Source organism: Paenibacillus sp. Y568, assembly GCF_059445545.1.
The window spans coordinates 30,761-54,635 of sequence record NZ_JCAIUM010000024.1; the positions used below are offsets into that span (position 1 = coordinate 30,761).

Genomic DNA, 23,875 nt, shown 5'->3' on the forward strand with positions numbered 1-23,875 from the left:
GTCTACTTGGCATAGTAATTATCGACATTCGCCTTGGTAACCACATCAATACCTGTATCCAATGAATCTGGAACAGGCACAGGCTTATTATTCATATACACAGAGTCATCCATAACAAGATCTCGATGAAGCTGAAATAGTTCCATTAGTGACCAATATCCCATATTCCATGTACCTTGGGCCATCGTCGCGGAGATCGTACCCTCTTTCACAAGATCGAGTGTACCCTTGTCCGTATCGAAGCTAATAATGATGGGTGGCGTTTCCCTTGATTGATGTGCTTTTACTGCTTCAGCCACACCAATGCCACCTCTAGATTCAGTAGCAAAGATACCCGTTAGATTAGGAAATTCGGATAGGACACCTTCAATAGCGTGCCTCGAGGCGATTTGGTCTCCACGTCCGTCTTTCACGGACACAACTTTCATATTAGGATATTCACTTGTGATCGTGTCACGGAAGCCGTTCGTCCGTTCCTGATGATTGTGCTGGTCGAGCGTTGTAACAATAGCTACTTCTCCACTACCACCTGTCATTTGAGCCATCGTATGTGCTGCTTCAATACCCGCACTATAATTATTCGTTCCTAGAAAGGAGTACGCCTTACTATCTGGGGCTCCGGAATCAAATAAAACCACCGGAATTCCACTCTCAACGGCTTTGTTTATCGTAGCAGTAAGTAACTTCGAGTTCACAGCCGAGATGGCAATACCCGCGGGTTTCTTCGCAATGACCTGTTCCAGCACCGTCATCTGCTCATTCGCATCATGTTGTGTTGAACCATGGTATTCGACAGAAACATTCAGTTCTTCCGCTCGATCTTCGAAGCCTTTAAGAACACTTTTCCAATAATCGATACCGACCTGAAAGGTGACCATAACATACGTATCTTCGATATTGCCGCGTAAACCGACCGAATCCCAAGGATCAGCAGATTCCGTATGTTGCTTATAATTCAAGACATAGACTATGAAAATTCCGATAAGCAAAATATACACAAGCCATAACTTCTTCACAATGTAACCCCTTTCAAAAGTGTTTACAGGTATTCGAAACCAAGCCCATCAACCCTTTTTTTAATATACACCGCGAAAGAAAAAAGGAACACTGTATACGATTTAATTCGGGAATATCTTTATCCCAAACCTCTCAGTGGATACGACATCTATCATCCGAACGTAGGAACTCGATCATTTATCTCTCTTTATTACATGTTAGGAAATATGACATAAATTAAAAAAAGTAATTGTTAAAACTTCATTTTACTGGTAATATCTCTAAAAAGATTCGCATTAACGAGGGGGAAATGAAAATGAAAAAGTGGTTTGCGTCAGCAATAATAACACTGTCTGTGGTTGGGCTTGTGGGTTGTAACTCGAGTGACAAGATTAAGATTGCAACAGATGCTACCTATGCTCCTATGGAATACATGGATAAGGACAAGATCACCGGCTTCGATATTGATTTCCTCGCAGAAGTCATGAAAGAGGCAGGCATTGAGTACGACATTAAGAATATCGGATGGGACACGATGCTTGAGAGTGTAAAACAAGGCAAGGAGTATAAAGGAGGCATCTCGAGCGTATCTATTACAGACGAGCGTAAACAGACTTACGATTTCTCTGCACCCTATTTCGAGTCTACTAATATGATCATGGTCAGAGAAGATAGCCCTGTTAAGACTGCACTTGATCTAAAAGATCTGAATGTGGCTGTTCAAGGCGCTACAACAGCGGATACCCTTATGTCTGGCATTATGGGTCAAACCAGTTCAAATCTAAAAAGATTTGATAGCAACACCCTAGCACTTATGGACCTTTCAAAAGGTGGTGCAGATGCAGTAGTAGCAGACGTAGCGATTGTTCGGGAATACATGAAAAATAATCCAAAATCTAAATTAATAGGCATCTTAGATCCGGTTAACTTCGATTCCGAGTATTATGGCATCATTTTTCCGAAAGGTAGCGATCTGAAGGCTAAGGTTGATCCTGCTATTAAAAAAGTGATCGAGAACGGGAAATATGCAGAACTATATACAAAATGGTTCGGCGAAGCACCTGACACAACGAATTTATTAAAATTACAGTAAATAACTATAAGCATGCGTAACGTTTATTGCTTACGCATGCTTACATTTTGGAAAGGAAGAGTCTTATGGATTTCAGACTGGATATTATTCTCGATTACCTCCCCATTGTCTTAAAAGGCTCTTTGTTAACCATAGGTATCTCCATTCTGTCCATCATCGCTGGATCAGTTCTCGGGCTGGTCATTGGATTTGGCAAAATGTCATCCAAATGGATACTACGCTGGCCTATGAGTGCCTACATTAATTTCTTTCGGGGTACGCCACTGTATGTTCAAATCTTAATGGTACACTTTGGCCTGGTTCCTCTCATATTCGGAAGTACCGAACCGATTACGGCAGCCATTCTTGCACTTTCACTGAACTCAGCAGCGTATTCTGCCGAAATATTCAGAGCAGGTATTCAATCCATAAGTGCAGGCCAATCCGAAGCTGCCTATTCACTTGGGATGTCACACAGACAAGCTATGCGATTCATCATTTTACCACAAGCCATTAAACGAATGATTCCCGCTTTTGGTAACGAATTTATTGTACTAGTTAAGGACTCTTCATTGGTAGCCATTATTGGCGCTCAAGAGATTATGTATTGGAGTAACGGAATGAGCGGCCAATACTCCCGGATCTGGGAACCTTACCTTTTAGCTTCACTCATCTATTTCATCCTTACATATTCGTTAAGTAAACTATTAACTGTGCTAGAAGGGAGATTGAGCTGAGTATGGATCCCATGATACACGTTACGGATTTAAATAAGTCCTTCGGTTCACATACCGTTCTTAAACAGGTTAATCTGAAGGTACACAACCAAGAAGTCGTCGTTATTATTGGACCCTCCGGATCTGGTAAATCAACGTTTCTTCGTTGTTTGAATCTGTTAGAGCAACCACAAGGTGGCGACATTATTATCGAAGGTCAGTCCTTAATGGATCCCAATACTAAGATTTCTGAGATCCGCACCGAAGTGGGTATGGTGTTCCAACAATTTAATCTGTTCCCACATATGAAAGTCATAGACAACATCACCATCTCACCTATTCAAGTCCGTAAGTGGTCTATTGAGAAAGCACGAAACAAAGCGATTGAATTACTCACAAAAGTAGGGCTATCAGAAAAAGCAAACGTATACCCTAATTCCTTATCGGGTGGCCAAGCCCAACGTGTCGCAATTGCACGAGCATTAGCTATGGAGCCTAAGATTATGTTGTTCGATGAACCTACTTCCGCTCTAGATCCAGAAATGGTAGGAGAAGTGCTATCGGTCATGAAGGATTTAGCTAAAGAAGGAATGACCATGGTCGTGGTTACCCATGAGATGGGGTTCGCTCGCGAGGTTGGAGATCGTGTGTTATTCATGGAAGAAGGTGTTATCGTGGAAGAGGGTACACCCGAAGAAATCTTCGAGCGTCCAACCCACGAAAGAACGAAATCTTTTTTATCTAAAGTCCTGTAAGGGTCCATCCTCATTCAAGCAAGCGCTATGTTCACAACATTCTCTATTCATGAATTGCGCGCTTTGCGAGGATCTGTAGAACTACATCGTCCATCGGAGGGTTATGTAGACCCGCACGCACATCACGGTACATTCTCTCCAAGGGTAGGTTACGTGATAGACTTGTAGCCCCAACGATACGCATCGCTTTATCCACAATACGCATGGCGTGATTGGTTGCAATGTATTTGGCGAGTCCAAGGTCTGGCTTCAGCGCAACTCTTCCAGCAGGATCACGATCCCAACGATCGGCTACGGAATATAGCAAGGTACGTGCTGTAATCAACTCCGCCTCCATCTCCCCAATCTGTTGCTGAATACGTGGTAACTCTGCAATAGGTCCAGGTAGACTATTCGGTTGATAATTCTTAGCGAACTCTACTGCGAAATTACGGGCAGCATAGGCAATACCGATATAACATGCTGGAATATGAAGAAGCGATCCGCCCCCATCATCTGTCACTTGCTGTTGCTTCGATACAAGCGAAAGGCTAATCACCTCATGGTCAGGCACAAATACATGATGTAGAATCACATCATGGCTTCCTGTAGCACGCATACCTAGAGTATCCCAGGTCTCTTCGATACTCAATCCAGGGCCTTTTCGAACGAAAAACTCGCCTACCTCGTCTGTACCCTCAATCCCCGCTGAGATCGTAAAGTGTTCTACAATGGGGCTTAACGAACTGAACGTTTTGCGTCCACTAATGGACCAACCCCCATCTACTTTAACTGCTGTCGTCTGGGGCTTACCGCCTCGTGTTGGACTTCCGGTTGCTTGTTCGCTGGCAAAATGATTGATGATCGCTCCATCCTTAACCACTTCTTCGCTGAACCGCGAGAATAAGTCTTCAGGCCAACGATTCGTATATCGTAGACTTAACATCATATGCATGTGCCAACCCACTGCTAAAGCAGTTGAACCATCACCACGAGCGATTCTTTCCTGTGCAATGACCATTTCATAGAGAGATATTTCTTCCCCTCCATATTTCTTCGATACGACTAGTTTCAAAAATCCCGAATCCCGTAAATCCGTAAAATTATCGAAGGGAAATGAACCATCCCTATCATGTTTCGATGCACGTTCTGCAAACTTTATAGCTAGTTGATCCGCCAGTAAGGCTATTTCAGCCTCTCTTTCATTACGTATACAAAAGTCTGATATCCGCTGTTGTGTCATGGCGATATAGCCTCCCCTTCATCAATCCCTATTATAACAGTATAGTTTACTTGGAATTAATATTAAAGTAGGTTTTAATCACGAATCGTGGCTATGCATGTCCGCATGATATCCCAAATATGTAGAAGCACAAAGGACTGCCTGCCCGCGTTTGGATCACAAACGCCGAATCAAGGGAGACCATCAGTGTTATTCTGTAAGAGACTGGGGGACTTCTCCAGTCTACCCTCCCTCTTTCACTCCATGAACGAGCGTTCGTTTGAGGCATCGTATTTTAGAGTGTCGATTTTGATTCTGTTTCCCCACTTTGTTAAACTGCGACGTTCTAAGAAGAGTGCGATGATCATCCGAGCTGTCATCCTCACTCGACCGTGAGCACGATCTTGCCTTGGATGTGACCATGGGCGGCTCGTTCGTGCGCCTTGCGAGCATCGGCAAGTGGAAACGTGCTGTCGATGGCGACGCGAATCGTTCCAGTATCGAGCAAGCGTCCGACTTCAGTCAGCTGCGGGCCGTTCGAGCGCACTTGGGTCATCGAGACCGTGACTCCCAGCTTCGCAGCTTCCTCAGCGTCGGAGAATCCTAAGAACACCGGGAACAAAGCACCGCCACGCTTGAGCGTACGCAAGAAACGACCAGTGGTGGGACCACCGAGAGAATCGAGGACGAGATCAAGGTCATGTGCGATGTCCTCGGGAGGGCTCTTGGTGTAGTCGATGAATTCGTCGGCACCAAGCTCGCGCAGGAACGACTCATGTTTGCCCGATGCTACCGCGATAACGTGCGCACCCTTCCATTTAGCAAGCTGCACCGCGAAATGTCCTACGCCCCCCGCGGCACCATTCACTAGCACCTTCTTGCCGCCCAGCGGCAACGGGCGATGCTTCTCCGGTTGAAGCGGGTTCGGTTCATTGTGCCCCAGCTCGATCAGGAACTGCCACGCGGTGAGAACTGCCATCGGCGCCCCTGCAGCGTACACGTGATCGATGCCAGCTGGCTTGAGTGCAAGGTCCGACGCCGGCGCGGCGACGTACTCGGCATAAGCAGCGCTCTCCCCAAAGCTAGGAAAGCGAACCATGCCGAACACCTCATCGCCAACGGAAAAGTCCTGCACATCCGTGGCTCCCGCCGCTAGGTGGGGGCTATTTGGCCTACTGATACTTGATAAATGGCTTTTGACGCCCCGTTACTTTAAGTGTAATTCTTCACAATCCCTAATTTCTGCTTAACCTTATTCGATAATAGACTCTCATAGTTGTAACAACCAATCCAATGATGAAAACAATTGCCGATAAGATCATCGCTGCTGGCCAAATACCAAAAGCATCTATCGTTGTAGAACTATTATCCTGTAGTGTCGGAACAATAAAGAATATCCATCCGATACCCGTGACTGGCACCAATTGCGGGATTAACCGCAGATAAAATCTCCAAACAGGATGTTGTTTTCGTTTATTCGACCATTTTTCACTTCGGATCATTCCTCTGATTCCTAAAACCAGGTATATCAATGTAATGATACCAAGTGATAAATCAATTATTGTAGGTACAGGGGCTTTCATTTTGGGTTCGTGTCCCTCAGTCAATTGAATAATCCCTGAACTAATCTCATATGCATGTTCTAAAGTAGTGGTATAGCTATTGAGTAATACAGCTACTGCATACCCACTACTTGGAACGATGTCTTGTTGAGTTTGATAAGTAGTTAACGTACCACTATGTGAAATGCGAGCAGGTTTTACGTTTAGAGAACTTAATGACCAGCCAAGTCCGTATTTTTCACTTCCGGGTTGCGGTGAATAAGATTCTTCCAATAATTCTTTTGATAATAATTGTTCTCCTAATTCATTTTTCCCCTCGTTCGTGTGCATAGAAAGCCATTTCCCCATATCTGATGCTGTTGATATGACTCCTCCTGACCCCATAAACATATTTTCAAGCCCTGTCCATGGTATTGCAGTTCCATATGCCGTTACATATCCTTTTGGTAGCCCTTGTACAGGATCTCCGGAGTTCACAGCCGTGAGCGAGTCATTCATCCCTAGTGGAGAGAATACTTTTTGCTTAAGATAATCAGAAAACTCGATGCCACTCACTTTTTCTACTAAAAAAGCTGAAATCCAGTAACTCGGATTGCTATAGGCATATTTCTCTCCAGGTTGCGATTGAAGTTTCAAGTCATGTAAACGCTCCACACCCGATTTTAAGTTATTCGCTGGAGCTACAATGGTTGGATTCGGAATCCCTGATGTGTGACTCAATAGTTGACGTATTGTAACTTATTTCCATCTAGAATCATCAAGTTTAACTTCTGGTAGATATTTTACTACTGGGTCATCCAATTGGATTTTTCCTTCATCAACCAATTGTAAAACGGCAAATGACGTAAATGTTTTGGAAACAGAACCTATTCTCAAGAGCGACTTTTCTGTTAAGGGTTTCTCATCAGAATCGTGGCCATAACCTTTTTCGTACAGTATATTGCCTTCTTTTACAATTACAATGGATGTACCGGGCAGTCCGTTTCGTTCGAGATACTTCGTAACAAATTCATCAACATCTGCTGTATCGAACGATTCAGCAGCCTGAGCTGATAAAGGATGGTTCCATAAGTTCAATAAAATAATTGCCATTAGAAAAACAATACCTAGTTTCTTACACATATACTACTCCATTCTAAATTCTATATTTATTTATTTTTCACTGTTTCCCATTCACAAATGATGGACAGTTGCCCATCATTTAGCTTTCCCGTAATCGTCCCGCTCATTTTTTCCATAAAGTTTTTTATAATCGACAAGCCTAGCCCGGTACTTTGGCGCGAACGGGATTGATCTGCCATATAAAATCGGTCAAACATCCGGTCAACATCTTTGTCAGTTAATGAAGGGGCATCATTTTTCACAAGTATCGGAATTAAGTAAATATAATGCGCTATCATTTCGGATGATGGTAGCCTTTTTTATTTTCTTATAATGCGAAATAGCACTTAAAACAGGTGCAAAATAACGCCAAAAGTGACAGATGATGAAGCCTTTAGATGTCTGTTATTTTACTATTTAAATATTTACTATCATTTTCATGGGATTCCGTAACTCATATGGACAATTCATTTCGCGCTCTCAACAATGTAAACCGATTCATACGCACATGATGAGCTTCATGAAGACTACGATCAAGAAGTTCCTGCTCAATCCCAAGTTCTGACGGCTCCGTTGGTCCTCCTACTTTGTTTAAAAGGCTAGCTAGACTAGCTGCATCTGGAATAGTAGTGATCTCCTGTTGAATTTCCTCCCAATGTGCTTGAATAGCTGAAGCTCGATCCTTTAGCATCGCATTATCATCAGATGCCGTCATTTCCTTAGCGAATGAAGATTCGGCCAGTTGATGATATAGTTGTGAGATTTGTATACAAGCCACACCTACTTTGGCGCCATGTAACAGTTGTCTTTTGCCAAGACGAATATATTCCATTTCCCAGTAATGCGACAGATGATGCTCTGCACCCGAAGCGGAATGGGACTGACCGAACAACAACATGGCAAGCCCTGACTCAATTAAAGAACTAATTAGGGTGCGTATGCCCGCTTCATCCCGCTGTGCAATAAGATCGACTTGATCTACACAAGACTGTAGTGCATTCCTAGTGATATCTGCCACTGCTACCGAGTAAGGTTCCCCTGCAACAAGGCTTCCAAACTTCCAATCGAACAACGAGGTATACTTACCTATCATATCTCCAAATCCTGCGGCTACCATCGATCTAGGTGCTTGTGACAGAATTTCTAAATCTGCAAAAATAGCATCCGGACCAATCGCCTGAATCGTCGTTTTCTCTCCACGAAGAATAATAGGGGCCCCCTTGGAATTGAATCCATCCACGGAAGGCGCTGTTGGTACAGATATAAAAGAGATGCCTGTAGTATACGCAGTATATCGAGTGATATCGTGAATGGTTCCCGAACCTGCTGCCACAACAATATCAGGAGCGAGTCTCTGAATCTCTAGCACCAACTGAATAATGGAAGCCTCATCTGCGATGACATCCCCCTGATGATTAGGCTTGATAATCGTGACTTGATTAGCAATACCCACGTGACTTATGGATTCCTCAAGGGTTCTTCCTGCGATCTCATAGGTTATCGCATCTGCAACGATGATAACTTTAGAGTATGATTTCTCAACCAAATAGGATGCGACATGCTGAACTGCTCCATTCTCAATCATTAGATCCATTTCAATCGCTCTTAGAGCACTCTCATCTAGTTCAGGAGCTGCACGTTTAATTCGACTCATGATATCTGTCATAAGATCATCTCTTTTCTATTTATTGTGGGGTTTCCTTCGCCACTTCCACCTCGACCTATGATCTTCTGTAAATACGATTTAAAAGATTAGCTTCTTATTGGGATTTCAAAATGCTTTTCAAATCTGCAAGGGAATCCCAGATGTAATCCGGTTGCACATCACTTACTTCTGCTAATTCTCTACTAACAGATCCCGTCAATACAAGCGTAGTTACCATCCCAGCATTCTTACCAAGTGTAATATCAGATACAAGACTATCGCCTATGACCATACAACGCTCAGCAGGTAAACCTATCACTTCCAAAGCTGCTTCAGCCATTAAGCTGGAAGGCTTACCAATAACCACTTCTACCTTCTGATCGGTCGAAGACTCAATCGCACCAATCATACCTGCAACATCAATGGAGTCTCCCTCGTCACCTGGAAATGTCTTATCCGCATTCGTAGCAATCATCCGAGCTCCATGTCGAACAGCTCTAAATGCTTCATTTAATTCCTTATAGGTAAGCGTCTCATGCAGCGTAATGACTAACCAATCAGCTTCTTCTGGTTTCTCGGCTAACTTAATACCCGCAATCGTAATCTCATCACGCAATCCCTGTTCACCTAATACCCATACCTGACAATCCTTATGATGGTTCTTTAGATATGTAGCCGTTACCGTCGAAGTTAATAGAATCTCTTCTTCCTGAACATCAATACCCATTCCTTGCAATTTATCATGACACATCTTTCTCGATATATTCCCTCGATTGCTCAAGAACACTACGCGTTTACCGATAGACTTGATATAGGCAATACTATCCATTACCCCATCGATTGCCTGTTTCCCCTTATACACCGTTCCATCTAAATCTATTACAAACCCATCAATGTTTTCTAACATTGTGTCCATAACCACCTTTTATTCGAATCTTCATAAGCTTCATCCATAGATACATCTTCCTAATATTCACCATCAGTTGTCAACATTTGTTTGTTACATCAGCCTATTTAATGCGTCAAATTTAAAATGTGTACTCTAAACAACAAACAACATCCCATTATCCATATTCACTCGATAATGGGATGTTGTACTGTTCATATAAGATGATCATGTTCATCTCATCTATTTATGGCAAATGACTACTACCCATGAGATAACGATCGACCTCGCGGGCAGCTTGGCGTCCTTCATTAATTGCCCAGACGACAAGACTCTGACCTCGACGCATATCACCTGCTGTGAAGACACCTTCCACATTCGTGACCTGCTTCCCAAATTCAGCAAATACATTGGAACGTTCATCACGAGCAATGCCCATCTGTTCTAGTAAGTTTGCATCAGGACCTGTAAAACCCATAGCAAGTAACACCATTTGGGCGGGAATGATCTGCTCACTACCCGGAACTTCGACGGGGGAATAACGTCCCAGGTCATCCATGACCCACTGCATTTGTACGGTGTGCAACTCTTTAACATCCCCATGTTCATCACCAACGAATCGCTTGGTAGAGACTAAGTAACGACGTGGATCTCGTGCATACAGGATGGAAGCTTCTTGTTGTCCATAATCCACCTTAAGCACCTTAGGCCATTCTGGCCATGGGTTGCTCGGTAGACGTTCTACTGGTGACTGAGGCATAATCTCTAATTGCTTCACGCTACGACAGCCGTGTCGGATAGCAGTCGCTACACAGTCTGTTCCCGTATCACCACCTCCGATGACGACTACATCCTTGCCTTTAGCAGACAAATACTCTCCATCCATTAGATCCGAATCAAGTAGACTCTTCGTATTCCGTGTCAAGAAATCCATCGCTTGACAAATACCACCGAGTTCTCGACCCTCAACGAATAAATCCCTAGCTTGGGTTGCCCCTCCACATAGAACGATAGCATCGAATGTTTCCTTCAATTCGATAGATGAGATATCTTTACCTATCTCCGTATTCGTTACGAACGTGACACCCTCAGCCATGAGTAAATCAATACGTCTCTGCACTGTTTTTTTGTCTAACTTCATATTCGGAATTCCGTACATCAACAGCCCACCGATGCGATTGGCTCTCTCATATACCGTCACTTCATGTCCGGCTTTATTTAATTGCGCAGCACATGCAAGTCCTGCAGGACCAGAGCCAACAACCGCTATCCTTCTGCCGGTACGAGTCTTAGGAGGTTCGGGTACGATCCACCCTTCAGCAAATCCACGGTCGACAATCGCTTTTTCGATATTCCTAATAGTAACAGGCGAATCTGCAAGTCCTACCGTACAAGATCCTTCACATGGAGCAGGACAGACACGACCCGTGAATTCCGGGAAATTATTTGTCTTATGCAATCGATGTAATGCTTCCCGCCATTGACCACGATATATCTGATCGTTCCATTCTGGAATGAGATTATTAACTGGACAACCTGAAGCCATACCTGATAGTAATCGTCCTACATGGCAAAAAGGTGTACCGCAATCCATACATCTAGCACCTTGTTGCTGAAGTCTCTCCTCATCCATAGGAATCACAAACTCTTCCCAATGCTTAATACGATCGAGCGGATTCACCTCTCCTGGAATTTCACGCGGGTACTCCATAAACCCAGTTGTTTTACCCATAAGTCTAACTCACCCCTGCTCTCATAAATTTAATCCGAACCCCTAGAAGTTATCTATCTAAATTAATGTAAATACTAACATGAAGCAACGTGTTAAAGGCGTGAAGAAGATCACCTTCCTTGGACCATTTAATTCTTCGTTTTTAAACTCAAAAACCCCAGCACGAATGCTAGGGTCTTTGGGTTATATCATTAATTTGTACATACTCTCCCATTTACTACTTCACTGTTAGACTAGTTTTCTACTCCAACGAAGTTAACATCATTCGAATAATCCCATCTTCCGGTTGCTCGATCGTCGACTTCAAACCAAATAGTGCCGATACAGAACCAAGAGGAACCATCGTGGTCCCATCAATGATTTGTGGTTTATAAGTAATATCCTTGGAACCACTTGAGGTCTCAGCAGTTGTGCTTCCAACATGCAATACTACCTGTTGATCCCTACGTTTGAACGTCATTGACTTCGCCACCTGATCCCATTCCATCTCTGCACCTAGCATAGATGTCAGCTCTTTTACAGGAACGAAGATATCTTCTTCTTTACCCGCTGTGTTTACAGCTGTAAATGACAGAGGTGTGGTTGCATTTCCTTCTTTTAACGAAACCTCTGCATTGACCACCTTATATTCGCTAGTGACCATAATATTCTTAAGTTGTTCCTCCATATCAAGCGTGAATTGCTTAACATTGTCTTTCGTTACTTTATATTTGGGATCTTCTTTCCCAATCGCATCGGCAATCCAGCTATTCACATCTTGATTATGGTGCGACAGATCTTTGTATAAATCGAGATTATACGTCCATGCGGACTCCACTTGGAAGTCATATATATTCACGTTAGGTAGTTTATCAAACTGCTCAAACATCCACTCTTTCATCTCAAGTTGATTGATATAACGAGCATTATTCGTATCCTCCCATACCTTTTGTCTCAAGACACTGTATGGAGGATAATAGAAATCAAATTCAACATCCGGATGCTTCTCCACAAGTTCTAAAATATATTTATTAAAAGCTTCTTTAATCGTCTCAATAGGTTCCTCATTTAAACCAAAGTAGGCTTCCCCTGCACGAGACGATTTATAAACACCTGCTACCTTCTTCGCTCCGAAAGTAACCTCTCTATTCCAGTTATATAAGTATTCTAATTGTCTTGGTTCTAACCCATTTAGAGGTCTTAATACAGCTTCTTTATATAGATCCTGATAGATAGAATAATTAAACCAATACTTATAATCATTCCACCATTTATCGTCATAAAGATACTGTGGATTATCGATTTCTTCTTTACTCCCCATTTTGAGAGAGAAATAATCAAGACCCCATAGCACCTTCTTTACCTTACCTGTTTCTAGTGCAATACTAGCAATGGCATTATGTTCATCGGCCGTTGACCCCCGAACAGACAATTTTAGCGTCTTACCACCTAAATCTTTATCCACCTCCGAAGGAAGAAAGTTCTCCGTCATCGAAGTTCCAATAATGATCGTGTCATAATCATAATTCCTAGCTAATCCTGGATTCTGATATCGCTGTTCATTTGAATAAATAGCCGGGTAAAAGGATTTGTGGTAAAACTGCAGTGGGTCAAGGACTACAGTAAGCATAATAACGATAGATGCCATGATAATGGCAGAAGCAGCAAACTGAATAAGCATTCTTCTACTCTGTTTGGCAGTAACACGCTTCCGACGACCTTTACCCGATCGCCCATGGTTCTGACTCTTTGAAGAGTCTGGCACTGGTTCCGGTGTTAAATGTTGCAAAACGTCTTTCTCCCTTCCAGCTAGAAATTAAAATACAGAAATTCTGTAATACGGTTGAAATAAAGTAATGAAATAATAAAGATAACGGCCATAAATATAGCTTTCTTCCATGTTGGACGGAAAGATTCAATTCTCTCAGAAGAATTGGATGCAAACAATACGATGGTTAAGAAAATAAGAATAAATATACCCGCTGGGGCAAGCGTCTTAAGGGAACTCATATCCATCCCATTAAGTCCTATCATACCTTTTAGAAGACGTAAAGCTTGAGGCACTGTATCCGCACGGAAGAATACCCAAGCTATATTAATAAATAAGAACGTTATAAACCAAGCGAACCATTTGGGAAGAGGTTTACCAATCTTCATCCACATGCGATGAACAGCTTGTCCCGCTCCATGTAGGAATCCCCACATTAAGAAGGTCCAACCTGCACCATGCCAGAACCCACCTATGACGAATGTGATAATGACATTGCGCATGGCAATCAACTCACCGCGTCGGCTTCCACCAAGAGGGATGTATATATAATCACGAAGGAAACGACTAAGCGTCATATGCCAACGGCGCCAGAAGTCTTGAATACTTAATGCCTTGTAAGGCGAGTTAAAGTTCTGCGGCAATACAATGTTGAACAAGAGTGCCGCCCCAATCGCCATATCTGTATATCCACTGAAATCGAAATACAATTGTAATGTATAAGACAGCGTTGCAACCCAAGTGTCTACAAATTGGTGAGCTGAAGCGAACCCATCATTTGCAAATCCTGCGAATGTATCCGCAATAACGACTTTTTTGAATAAACCTATACAAAAAATATAAACACCCTTAGATGCATTATTCCAATTCCAATGCTTATTCCGTAGTCTATCAAATTGAGGCATCATCTCACTATGATGAAGAATCGGCCCCGCGATAAGATGCGGATAGAACGTAACGAATAAGACATAACTCATGAAGTTATACTCACGAGTCTTGCCACGATAAGCATCCACTAAATAAGCGATTTGTGTAAAGGTAAAAAAGCTTATTCCTAAAGGTAATATCAATTGAAGTAAGGGGAATGTATGACCGGATATGTTGGTTAAATTAATCAAGAAGAAATCGGTATACTTATAGTATCCTAGCAATAGGATATTCCCAACAAGACCTATGGTTAATAGTGTTCTAGGAGATCCAAACAACCCTTTTCTCTTAGACGGTTGGCCATGAACTATATTCTGGTCTTGATCTAGAGTTGCATCGAGTTTACCATGTACCGCTACTTGAAGTAACCGACCAACACTATAATTAAATACGATCGAAGCAAGAATTAAAGGAAGATATTTAATATTCCAATAACTGTAGAAAAAAAGCGAAGCAAGCACTAAAGATAACTTTGCTGCAGTGACATACCGAAGACGATTAAGTAAGAAATATACGGCTACCGAAATCGGCCAGAAAACGAATATAAAAACATACGTATTGAACAGCAAACCTTTCACTCCCACTCCATTATGTCTACCATCAAATATTTAAACAACTCATAAAATATTATACCACTTTTTATGACAATTTCTTGTAAAAAATTAGTTATTGTAAAGAAAATAATAATAAATTTCTTCCCACCCTAACAAGATAAGCAAATACTAAGAAAAATACTAGATGCTATCATTATATATAAAGTTTCTGAAATAAAACTAAAGCACAGCTGAACGTAAGCTGAAAGCTAACATTGACTCCTAATATATAATGATGTATATTTATGGAAATTGATAGTTTCTCATTTCGGTATAGATACAGGAAGCACCTGTGAGACAAGGCTTATGACGCCTTTCTTGCAGGTTTTTTTGTGTCCAATTATTTAGGAGGTTATATATGATGAAGAGAATACCCATATTATTTCTCAGTCTTATGCTCACCCTAATACTTGTTATGTCGTTTCCCATCTCCGCATTAGCTGCATCTTTTGAATTATCAGCTACAGCAAAGGGCTCCTTTGATACAATGGTGGCATCTACTAATGCTACATCAGCCAACCTGATGAACAATCGTTATGCCGACATTCTGAATCTGCAACAACAGAGTCAAGACTGGGACACGAAGATCAAAGACCTCCATGCGACAAATGAGGGAGGACTAGTCGCAATAAAGCAACAAATCCAATTCGTTGATTCGGAGAAACTCGCAACATTACAAACACAACTTACCGAAGCTAGGAATCGATATGAACCGCTATTTAATATGTATGAGTCACTTAATCAACAGAAGGCTGCCGCCAAGAAACTATCTAACAAAACGTACTACAACCTTCTCCAGACACAGACAGAAAACATGAAGATTGCAGTCCAACTTGCACGTACGGATATTCGAAATAAAGTGAGCATCCATACAACAGCAAAGAACGATGCGGCGAGAACTAAAAAAACACTTCGTGCGATGCTTGACCCTATCTCTACTCTAAAGAAACAGATTCAAACAACCAAAAGTAATACCAGTACTACACAGAAAAAATTTACTGCTGAGACATCTATCTTTAAACAATCCATTAAAAATGGCCATGTCAGTTCTACCCTGAAGTCTCTTGAAGCCTTAGTTACACATATCAAAAAAGTTATAGACTATAAACAAAAAACGTACTCATTAGAACAACAAATTAGTGAGATCGAACGGAAAGTTAAGCTAAAGATCCCTTTAATACCTTCAACCGCAAGGTAAACTTCTGAGAACCATTTATCTCATTCTAAAAAAACACAGCAGATAGTCAGGTCAAGGAACACTTGACCTGACTATTTGCTACTCCTGTCTATCTACTTCTCTTAGAAGACTTCCATATAGGATACTTCACTTTCCAGTACTAATCCGTCTCATTTATTACTTTTTGTTTTTCCCTTTGTACTCTACTATAAGTGTCTTAGATGCTTTATTACCTGCAATATCCGTGGCTTCAATGATTATCGTATTTTCACCTTCCTCAAGTGTGAGTTTTCCATTGAATTTTCCGTTATTCACTTTCAGAGAGACTTGTGCACCCAGGTAGAGAATTTTATTATTGTTCGGATCAATAGCAAGACGTTCACCCATAGAACGACCTGGCATATCACCCCCTAGTTTAAAAGGTAACTCTGTTCTTTCAAAGGTATTCCCCTTATCTTTCGAACGTAATAGAACACCATTCATCGTCGTCCAATCATTCGTATATGTTCCAGAGGCAATGTACAATCGATTCGGTTCAACAGGATCTGTTGCTAGACTCTCAACACCTAGCATGTTCCATTCATCAAAACTCACAAAATCCATCAGTTGGGTCCATGAATTCGTATTCGGATCCCAACGATAGGCGCCACCCATATCAGTACGAGCGTATACAAGGTCCCTTTCCTTCTGATTATAGACAATTCCCGGGATGAATCCTCCCACCTACGACCTTAGCTCTTCCCCAATCATAAGCTTGGACGTTCTTCGAGATGTCCGGAGACGGTCCCTTCTTAGAACTGTCAGCATACATAGAGCTAGTACCCATCATCGGAATAGTCAGAACTGCGATCAAACACAAGTTCACCATCTTTTTAAACATGTGCTACCCCCTCCAAATAGTTTATACATGACGGTTGATTAAGCATTGTCTTACTTGCCAAACTATTCGTACTCTTGATGAATTCTGCTAGTGAGAAAGCGTTTTAGAATAAAATGTAAACGTTTCCTTATGTATACATACAAGATTATAACAAACCTTTTCATTATTTCAATAACACAAAGACTCATGACTTATGTCATGAGTTTTCAGATATATTTTGTTGCATTTTGACATTAGAGTAGGTATGTCTTCCTATCTATCCTCAAACCCATAACTCTCACGTACAATGTATAGCGGGCGACCTCTAGCCTCCTCATAAATTCGACTTAAGTACTCCCCTAGAATACCAAGCATGATGAGTACGAACCCATTAAATATCAACAGAATACTAATCAGAGCAGACCATCCTATGAGCGTCGCATTCGCAAATATGACTAAATACAATACATATAGTAGATTAAGAAAGCCACCACCAGACAAGAGCAGCCCCATATATCTCGCATGCCTTAACGGTCTAATGGAAAAAGAAGTTACCCTGTCAATACAAAGGTTACCTATTTTTTTAAAAGAGTATTTTGTCTTGCTCGCAAGTCGTACATCCCCTTCGTATTCAATCGTTACTTGCTTGAATCCGATCCAGCTCACTAACCCTCGGACATGACGACTCTTCTCGGGAAAGCATTGTATTTCATCGCAAACCCTTCGATCTAGTAATAGAAAATCACCTGTGTCGATGGGGAAGCTGAACTCCATTGATGCATGAAATATCCGGTAAAAGGCTGATGATACCCACTTTGTGAACCCAAATGGTCCCCTCCGCTTGATACGCTGTGCATTTACAACATCCGTACCTTCCTTCCACTTTGTGATCATCTGTATGATCAATTCCGGAGGATCCTGAAGATCTGCATCAATAAGAATAATGGCGTCCCCTGACGCATAATCCATACCCGCTGTCATCGCAATCTGGTGACCGAAATGACGTGAGAAATCGATGAGCCTAACCGTTTCATCCCAGGCGCTGTATTCTTTAATTATGTGAGCACAACGATCTTGACTACCATCATTAACAAAGATTAACTCATATGACTCTCCCGCTACACTCATAACCCTCTTTAGTCGTCTGTAGGTTTCTTGAATGACTTCTTCTTCGTTGTACATGAGTATGACAACCGAATATCGTAGGGTAGAAACCATTTGAATATCCTCCTTTTCTATAGCGTCAATTTATACAACAATTTGTTATTATTACTTGAAGGAATTTAATATTATACGGAACTTATATACGCATATTGTATGTATTGTTGCTGAATACTCGATGAGGGATGGCTGAACGTTAGCTGAAAAAAGTCGTACATACTATGATTAAGTTCTTGTTCAGTATATACTCAGTAAAAGTTCAAAATTAGTGATTCATGACGAAAAAAAGGAATTCCCCTAGGGACGGTGACAAGATGAATTCAGTTAAAGGAATACGAATCATGTTGGTCGATGATGAACCACATATATTGCAGTTCTTGGAGATTGGCCTAACGAATGAAGGATTTGAAATAAGAACGGCCCCCGATGGGATGAGTGCTGTCACGTTAGCACAAGAGTTTCAGCCGCATGTTGTCATTCTTGATGTAATGATGCCTGGTGTTGACGGGTTTGAAGCATGCCGTATGATTAAAAAGAGTGGTTTTAATGTAGCGATTATTATGCTGACAGCGAAAGACGAGGTAGACGATCGAGTCAAGGGATTAACCCTCGGAGCAGATGATTACATGGTGAAACCATTCAGCTTCGCTGAATTATTAGCGAGAATTCAAGCTCGACTACGAAATCAATTTCCCAGCTTATTAGGCGAGGTTATTTATGGGCCCTTCCAGATTGACGATCTAAGAAAAGAAATTACGTATCAACAGAAAGTATTAGAGCTTTCTCCTACGGAATACGAGCTTCTTAAATTCATGGTTTTCAATCATGGTATTGTCCTCAGCAAAAGTAAAATATTAGATAAGGTATGGAGCTACGATTTTGGAGGCGAAGAGAATATTGTTGAAGTCTATATTCGTTCTATTCGAGAGAAGTTAAATGATAAAGAACATCGACTTATTCGGACCCTTAGAGGTGCCGGGTATCGGATTGATTTGCCATGAATAGGACCTGGATTACAAGATTAAGACGGATATTCGCTCCTCGTTCACTAAGATTCCAGCTTCTCACCCGTTCATTATTAATTATGGCCGTGCTCCTTCTATTGGTTGGACTGTTACAGTATGTCGTCATGAAGGATTTCCTCTATCGGAAACAAGCAGAGACTATGGAAGCCCAAATGTTATCTATGCCAAAGGAATGGTTTATGAGATCCATGTTTGACAAATTACCTGAGAAACCTTCTACTCGACCTGGAGGGGATGCCTTTCTGTTCATTCCAGACTCCTCATTAGCTATAGTAGATTATAATGGTAACTTCATCGACATCACAGGTAACAATGGAAATGTCTCTCCTATGCTCACCGTTGACGAATATAACGAGATATTAGAGAAAGCTAACCTTCATAAAGAAGTGCCGTACAAGATTCTGAAAGATAGTAACGGTGTTGAACAATTAGTTGTATTCAAAGCCTTGGGATCTCCAAACCGTTCGGATCGAATCATTCAAATGGGTACGAAGACATCACATCTGCAAGATCAGGTCATACAGCAGTTACTCATATTTATTAGTTTATCCGCCATTGCATTAGTAGGTGGAGCGGCTCTATATTTACCCATACTACTGCGAACATTGGTCCCTTTATCTAATATGGTTAAATCTGTTGAACATACAGATGTCGGAAATCTGGCGGAAAGATTCCCTGTTCAGGGTCAGGAAGAAATCGATCGTCTGTCGGTGTCCTTTAACGGAATGCTTGAACGACTGGAAGTATCATTTAATGCTGAAAAGGAAGCCCGTGAACATATGCGTCGCTTCATTGCCGATGCTTCTCATGAGCTGAGAACACCTTTGACATCCATTCATGGGTTCCTAGAAGTTCTACTTCGCGGAGCAGCCGATAACCCTCAACAACTCAAAAGCGCATTAAATAGTATGCATGGAGAGTCCCAAAGGGTAAATAAGTTAGTGGAGGACTTATTACTACTAGCCAAGATGGATCGTTCCCCTCAACTTCATTTAATAGAAGTCAATTTAGATAAATTAATACGTGATATGAAACCTCAACTTGAGATACTCGCAAGTGAACGTAGCATTCGTTTAGATCTGACTTATGGCATTAAGGGAACCTTCGATTCTGATAAAGTGAAGCAAGTCGTTCTAAATTTATTTCAGAATGCCGTCCAGCACACGGATCCCAGAACTGGGGAAATTACAATATCCCTTTATACATTAGATAATAAGGCTGAACTATCCGTACGAGATAACGGTATTGGTATCCATGAAGAGCATCTTACACATGTATTCGAACGATTTTACCGTAGCGATTCATCCCGTAATCGTAAATACGGTGGAACTGGATTGGGGTTATCCATTACCAAATCTATTGTTGAAGCCCATGGCGGAAGTATTCACGTCCAGAGCCAACAAGGTAAAGGCTCTGCCTTCATTGTTGAATTCCCTATCACCGATACTCGACCCTATCAAGACTACAATTCATAACCTACGGCTCCTATGTTGAGTAAACACAAACAAGACTTGAGATGACATCTCAAGTCTTGTTTTGATGCTTCTAAGCTACACTTATATTTTATAGTACTAGTCTAATCTCACTTAACAATTACCTCAACAATATCTGAAGGGTCTGATAACGAATTGGAATAGGCTGCGCCATTTACTACAGTAAGAACGAAAACTCTATATCCATATCCTTGCTTAATAGTTGCTCCATCAACGTCTTTAGCTGCAGAAGGTAAAGCCAACGTAACATTCCCTCCCTGCTTAGCTACAGGTATATAGTTGTCTGCAATAACACTACTCGCCTTACTTATATCAAATTTCTTAGAGCCACTAGACCGTACAATCATAATTCTATATTCTGAAATCTCACTCTCATTAGGAGACTCATTAAATCCAACTTGAATATCACTGGAATCTCCTGTTTTACCTAATAGCGTCACAGATAAGTTTGTCACACCTGGTACAGGCTCAATACTTGAAATTGCAAAATCTGACGAAGAAGATAACCCATTACTTTCACCAGAAATCCCCTTGCCTACCGTTAAGACAAATATCCGATAGTTCACACCTTTCTTAATCGTTTCTCCATCTACATCTCTGGAAGTTGAGGAGATTGTTTCACTTATATTCGCTCCCGTTTTACTTACAACTGTATACTTCGAACTAGACAATGCATTGGCCATATCCAGATTGAATTTATCTGCATTAACCGATTTTACAGCCATAATTCGGTACTCACTAACCGTAGTTTCATCATCTACTCGATTGAACGACACAAATAAATCCCGACGGTCATTAAAGTCACTTACATCACTTACGGTTATATTGGTTACCGCACTAACATGATAATTATTGGTTAGAGTAATCGGCGAAGAATAAGAAGACAAACCATTACTTCCCTCGGCAATCCCCTTACCTACAGTTAAGACAAATATCCGATAGTTTACATCCCTCTTAATTGTCGCTCCGTCTACATCTCTTGAAGTAGAGGAAAGTGTTTGGCTTATATTCGCCCCTGTTTTACTTACAACTGTATAATTCGAACTAGACAATGCATTGGCCATATCTAGATTGAATTTACTTGAGTTATCCGCTTTTACAACCATAACTCGATACTGACTGACCGTGGTTTCATCATCTATTTGATTGAACGACACCCGTAGATCCCGACCATCGTTATAGTCACTTACATCACTTACAGTTACATTGGTCACTGCACTAACGCTATAATTATTCATTAACGTGATTGCTTGTGAGTTGGAAGATAATGCATTAATCCCTTCGTAACTTCCTTTACCTACAGACAAGACGAATATCCGATAGTTTACATCCTTCTTAATTGTCGCTCCGTCTACATCTCTTGAAGTATTGGAAAGTGTTTGGCTTATATTCGCCCCTGTTTTACTTACAACGGTATAATTCGAACTAGATAATGCATTGGCCATATCCAGATTGAATTTACTTGAGTTATCCGCTTTTACAACCATAACTCGATACTGACTGACCGTGGTTTCATCATCTATTCGATTGAACGACACCCGTAGATCCCGACCATCATTATAGTCACTTACATCACTTACATTTAGATTAGTTACTGCACTAACCTTATAATTACTTGTTAACGTAATCGGTGACGAATAAGCAGACAATGCATTACTTCCCTCGTAACTTCCCTTACCAATAGATAAGACGAATATCCGATAGTTTACATTTTTCTTAATCGTAGCTCCATTAACGTCTTTCGCATTAGATGACAGCACTTGGCTTATATTCGCGCCTGTTTTAGCTACATAAGTGTAATTTGAGCTTGATACTCCGTTTGCTGCTTTTAGATTAAAATTACCTGCATTTTCGGATTTCACAACCATCACACGATAATGTCCAATGTTGGACTCATCACTTACACGTTTAAATCCAACTAATAAATCTCGACCATCGTTATAGTCGCTAACATCACTTACAGTGAGATTAGTCACCACATTAACGTTATAATTGTTAGTTAACGTAATGGCTGATGAATAAGCAGACAACGCATTATTTCCCACGTAACTTCCTTTACCTACAGACAATACGAATATCCGATAGTTTACTTCTTTCTTAATCGTTGCTCCATTAACATCCTTTGCACTGGAAGACAGCACTTGGCTTATATTTGAACCTGTTTTCGCTATATAAGTGTAATTTGAGCTTGATACCCCATTTGCTGTTGCTAGATTGAAACTACCTGCATTTTCTGATCTCACAACCATCACACGGTAATGATCAATATTCGATTCATCACTTACGCGTTTAAATCCAACTAATAGATCTCGACCATCATTATAGTCGCTTACATCACTTACAGTTAAACTAGTTATAGCCGCTAAAGGCGTAAGCGAAGATATCATTACAGACGATGAACCATTAGAAAGAACACTTGGGATTTCCCCCTTAGCTACCGTAAGTACATATATAACGTAGGGTTGATTTGCCTGAATTAAATCTCCATTCACATCCTTAGCCTGAGAGGATAACGTAACGTTAACATCATACCCTTGAACCGGAACTGGCGTATAGTTATTGTTTGTTAAGGCAACTGCTAGATTAAAGGATGAAGTTTGGGCAGCCTTTACGACCAGAATACGATACTGGTTCACTCCAGACTCCACGGAAGCTTTAGGAAAACTAACTTGTAAATCACGTCCATCTCCAACTTGACCAATGACCTTTGCATTAACATACGATACTGGATTAACCTTTGTTTCCGTTGTTATTGTCACTCTTTGAGTTGATGAATTCCAATCCACCTTTTCTCCAAGCGCCTCACTAACGAAGCGAACTGGAACTAATGTTCTACCTTTTATACTTTGAACAGGAACATCCAACGCTACCGTACTATTATTAATTGTTGCTGTCTTTGCTCCCAGCTTTAGAACAATCGTTTTGTCATCCTTTGTTGCTGTTACGATCTTCGTATTCTGATTCCAATTTACTTGTGCATTTAGAGCTTCAAAGATAGCACGTAAAGGTAATAGTGCTCGACCTGAGACTACAACTGGTGCCTGATCCGTTGACAACTTATTTCCGTTAATATAAATACCTATAGATCCAGCAGCTTGCACTTGCGTTTGAAACGCTAAAGATATGATAAGAATACATGCCATAAAAGTGTATATGGTCTTTTTCATTAATTACCCTCCCTTTTCATACTGGTCTTCCAACATTTCCTTTTCATACATTATTGACGC

General features: G+C 41.3%; 18 protein-coding genes and 2 pseudogenes. 6 read left to right on the forward strand and 14 right to left on the reverse strand.

The window, feature by feature from the left end:
* Positions 1-2: 2 nt before the first annotated feature.
* The gene (locus AC1D7X_RS23215; protein WP_495476192.1) at positions 3-1,016 is read right to left on the reverse strand and encodes a substrate-binding domain-containing protein; all 1,014 of its coding nucleotides are present in this window, start codon (positions 1,014-1,016) and stop codon (positions 3-5) included.
* Positions 1,017-1,312: 296 nt separating this feature from the next.
* Between AC1D7X_RS23215 and AC1D7X_RS23220 the strand changes: the two genes are divergently transcribed.
* The 3 genes from AC1D7X_RS23220 (at position 1,313) to AC1D7X_RS23230 (ending at position 3,539) form a co-directional block, all read left to right on the forward strand.
* Positions 1,313-2,089 (forward strand): basic amino acid ABC transporter substrate-binding protein, encoded by a 777-nt coding sequence (locus tag AC1D7X_RS23220; protein WP_495476193.1) that lies wholly within the window; start codon positions 1,313-1,315, stop codon positions 2,087-2,089.
* Positions 2,090-2,154: 65 nt separating this feature from the next.
* Entirely contained in the window at positions 2,155-2,805 is a 651-nt protein-coding gene (locus AC1D7X_RS23225) for an amino acid ABC transporter permease (protein ID WP_495458546.1), read from the forward strand.
* Positions 2,806-2,816: 11 nt separating this feature from the next.
* Positions 2,817-3,539, forward strand: coding sequence for an amino acid ABC transporter ATP-binding protein (locus AC1D7X_RS23230; protein WP_495458566.1), 723 nt, complete (start codon positions 2,817-2,819; stop codon positions 3,537-3,539).
* Positions 3,540-3,582: 43 nt separating this feature from the next.
* Here the strand turns inward: AC1D7X_RS23230 and AC1D7X_RS23235 are convergent, their stop codons facing one another.
* The 9 genes and pseudogenes from AC1D7X_RS23235 to AC1D7X_RS23275 form a co-directional block, all read right to left on the reverse strand.
* A complete protein-coding gene (locus AC1D7X_RS23235; RefSeq protein WP_495476194.1) occupies positions 3,583-4,761 on the reverse strand; it encodes an acyl-CoA dehydrogenase family protein in 1,179 nt (392 codons plus the stop codon).
* 361 nt (positions 4,762-5,122) lie between these two features.
* Positions 5,123-5,875, reverse strand: coding sequence for an NADP-dependent oxidoreductase (locus AC1D7X_RS23240; RefSeq protein WP_495458544.1), 753 nt, complete (start codon positions 5,873-5,875; stop codon positions 5,123-5,125).
* Between the two features lie 100 nt (positions 5,876-5,975).
* Positions 5,976-7,424, reverse strand: a pseudogene (locus tag AC1D7X_RS23245) (serine hydrolase domain-containing protein).
* Positions 7,425-7,450: 26 nt separating this feature from the next.
* On the reverse strand, positions 7,451-7,702 hold the full coding sequence (locus tag AC1D7X_RS23250) for an ATP-binding protein (protein WP_495476195.1): 252 nt from the start codon (positions 7,700-7,702) through the stop codon (positions 7,451-7,453).
* A gap of 155 nt (positions 7,703-7,857) precedes the next feature.
* The gene (locus tag AC1D7X_RS23255) at positions 7,858-9,069 is read right to left on the reverse strand and encodes a sn-glycerol-1-phosphate dehydrogenase (RefSeq protein ID WP_495458541.1); all 1,212 of its coding nucleotides are present in this window, start codon (positions 9,067-9,069) and stop codon (positions 7,858-7,860) included.
* A 94-nt stretch (positions 9,070-9,163) separates the two neighbouring features.
* Positions 9,164-9,955, reverse strand: coding sequence for an HAD-IIA family hydrolase (locus tag AC1D7X_RS23260; protein ID WP_495476196.1), 792 nt, complete (start codon positions 9,953-9,955; stop codon positions 9,164-9,166).
* 226 nt (positions 9,956-10,181) lie between these two features.
* Complete coding sequence (locus AC1D7X_RS23265) at positions 10,182-11,666, reverse strand: glutamate synthase subunit beta (protein WP_495476197.1); 1,485 nt, start codon at positions 11,664-11,666, stop codon at positions 10,182-10,184.
* A 241-nt stretch (positions 11,667-11,907) separates the two neighbouring features.
* On the reverse strand, positions 11,908-13,434 hold the full coding sequence (locus tag AC1D7X_RS23270) for a copper amine oxidase N-terminal domain-containing protein (protein WP_495476198.1): 1,527 nt from the start codon (positions 13,432-13,434) through the stop codon (positions 11,908-11,910).
* Positions 13,435-13,454: 20 nt separating this feature from the next.
* Complete coding sequence (locus tag AC1D7X_RS23275; RefSeq protein ID WP_495476199.1) at positions 13,455-14,909, reverse strand: MBOAT family O-acyltransferase; 1,455 nt, start codon at positions 14,907-14,909, stop codon at positions 13,455-13,457.
* A 382-nt stretch (positions 14,910-15,291) separates the two neighbouring features.
* On the opposite strand from AC1D7X_RS23275, the gene AC1D7X_RS23280 reads away from it, so the two are divergent.
* Complete coding sequence (locus AC1D7X_RS23280) at positions 15,292-16,131, forward strand: hypothetical protein (protein WP_495458536.1); 840 nt, start codon at positions 15,292-15,294, stop codon at positions 16,129-16,131.
* A 156-nt stretch (positions 16,132-16,287) separates the two neighbouring features.
* Here AC1D7X_RS23280 and AC1D7X_RS23285 read toward each other — a convergent pair whose 3' ends face one another.
* From AC1D7X_RS23285 to AC1D7X_RS23295, 3 genes and pseudogenes are all read right to left on the reverse strand, one after another.
* Positions 16,288-16,425 (reverse strand): hypothetical protein, encoded by a 138-nt coding sequence (locus tag AC1D7X_RS23285; RefSeq protein ID WP_495458565.1) that lies wholly within the window; start codon positions 16,423-16,425, stop codon positions 16,288-16,290.
* A 12-nt stretch (positions 16,426-16,437) separates the two neighbouring features.
* Positions 16,438-16,861 (reverse strand): annotated as a pseudogene (locus tag AC1D7X_RS23290) (xyloglucanase); the annotation flags it as partial.
* Between the two features lie 381 nt (positions 16,862-17,242).
* A complete protein-coding gene (locus AC1D7X_RS23295) occupies positions 17,243-18,187 on the reverse strand; it encodes a glycosyltransferase family 2 protein (RefSeq protein ID WP_495458535.1) in 945 nt (314 codons plus the stop codon).
* Positions 18,188-18,444: 257 nt separating this feature from the next.
* Between AC1D7X_RS23295 and AC1D7X_RS23300 the strand changes: the two genes are divergently transcribed.
* Positions 18,445-19,131 carry a response regulator transcription factor gene (locus AC1D7X_RS23300; RefSeq protein ID WP_495458534.1) on the forward strand — a complete coding sequence of 229 codons (687 nt, stop codon included), beginning with the start codon at positions 18,445-18,447 and terminating at the stop codon, positions 19,129-19,131.
* Positions 19,128-20,630 carry a sensor histidine kinase gene (locus tag AC1D7X_RS23305; protein WP_495458533.1) on the forward strand — a complete coding sequence of 501 codons (1,503 nt, stop codon included), beginning with the start codon at positions 19,128-19,130 and terminating at the stop codon, positions 20,628-20,630. The genes AC1D7X_RS23300 and AC1D7X_RS23305 overlap by 4 nt, the downstream gene beginning before the upstream one ends.
* A gap of 107 nt (positions 20,631-20,737) precedes the next feature.
* Here the strand turns inward: AC1D7X_RS23305 and AC1D7X_RS23310 are convergent, their stop codons facing one another.
* On the reverse strand, positions 20,738-23,815 hold the full coding sequence (locus tag AC1D7X_RS23310; protein ID WP_495476200.1) for a copper amine oxidase N-terminal domain-containing protein: 3,078 nt from the start codon (positions 23,813-23,815) through the stop codon (positions 20,738-20,740).
* Positions 23,816-23,875 lie beyond the last annotated feature (60 nt).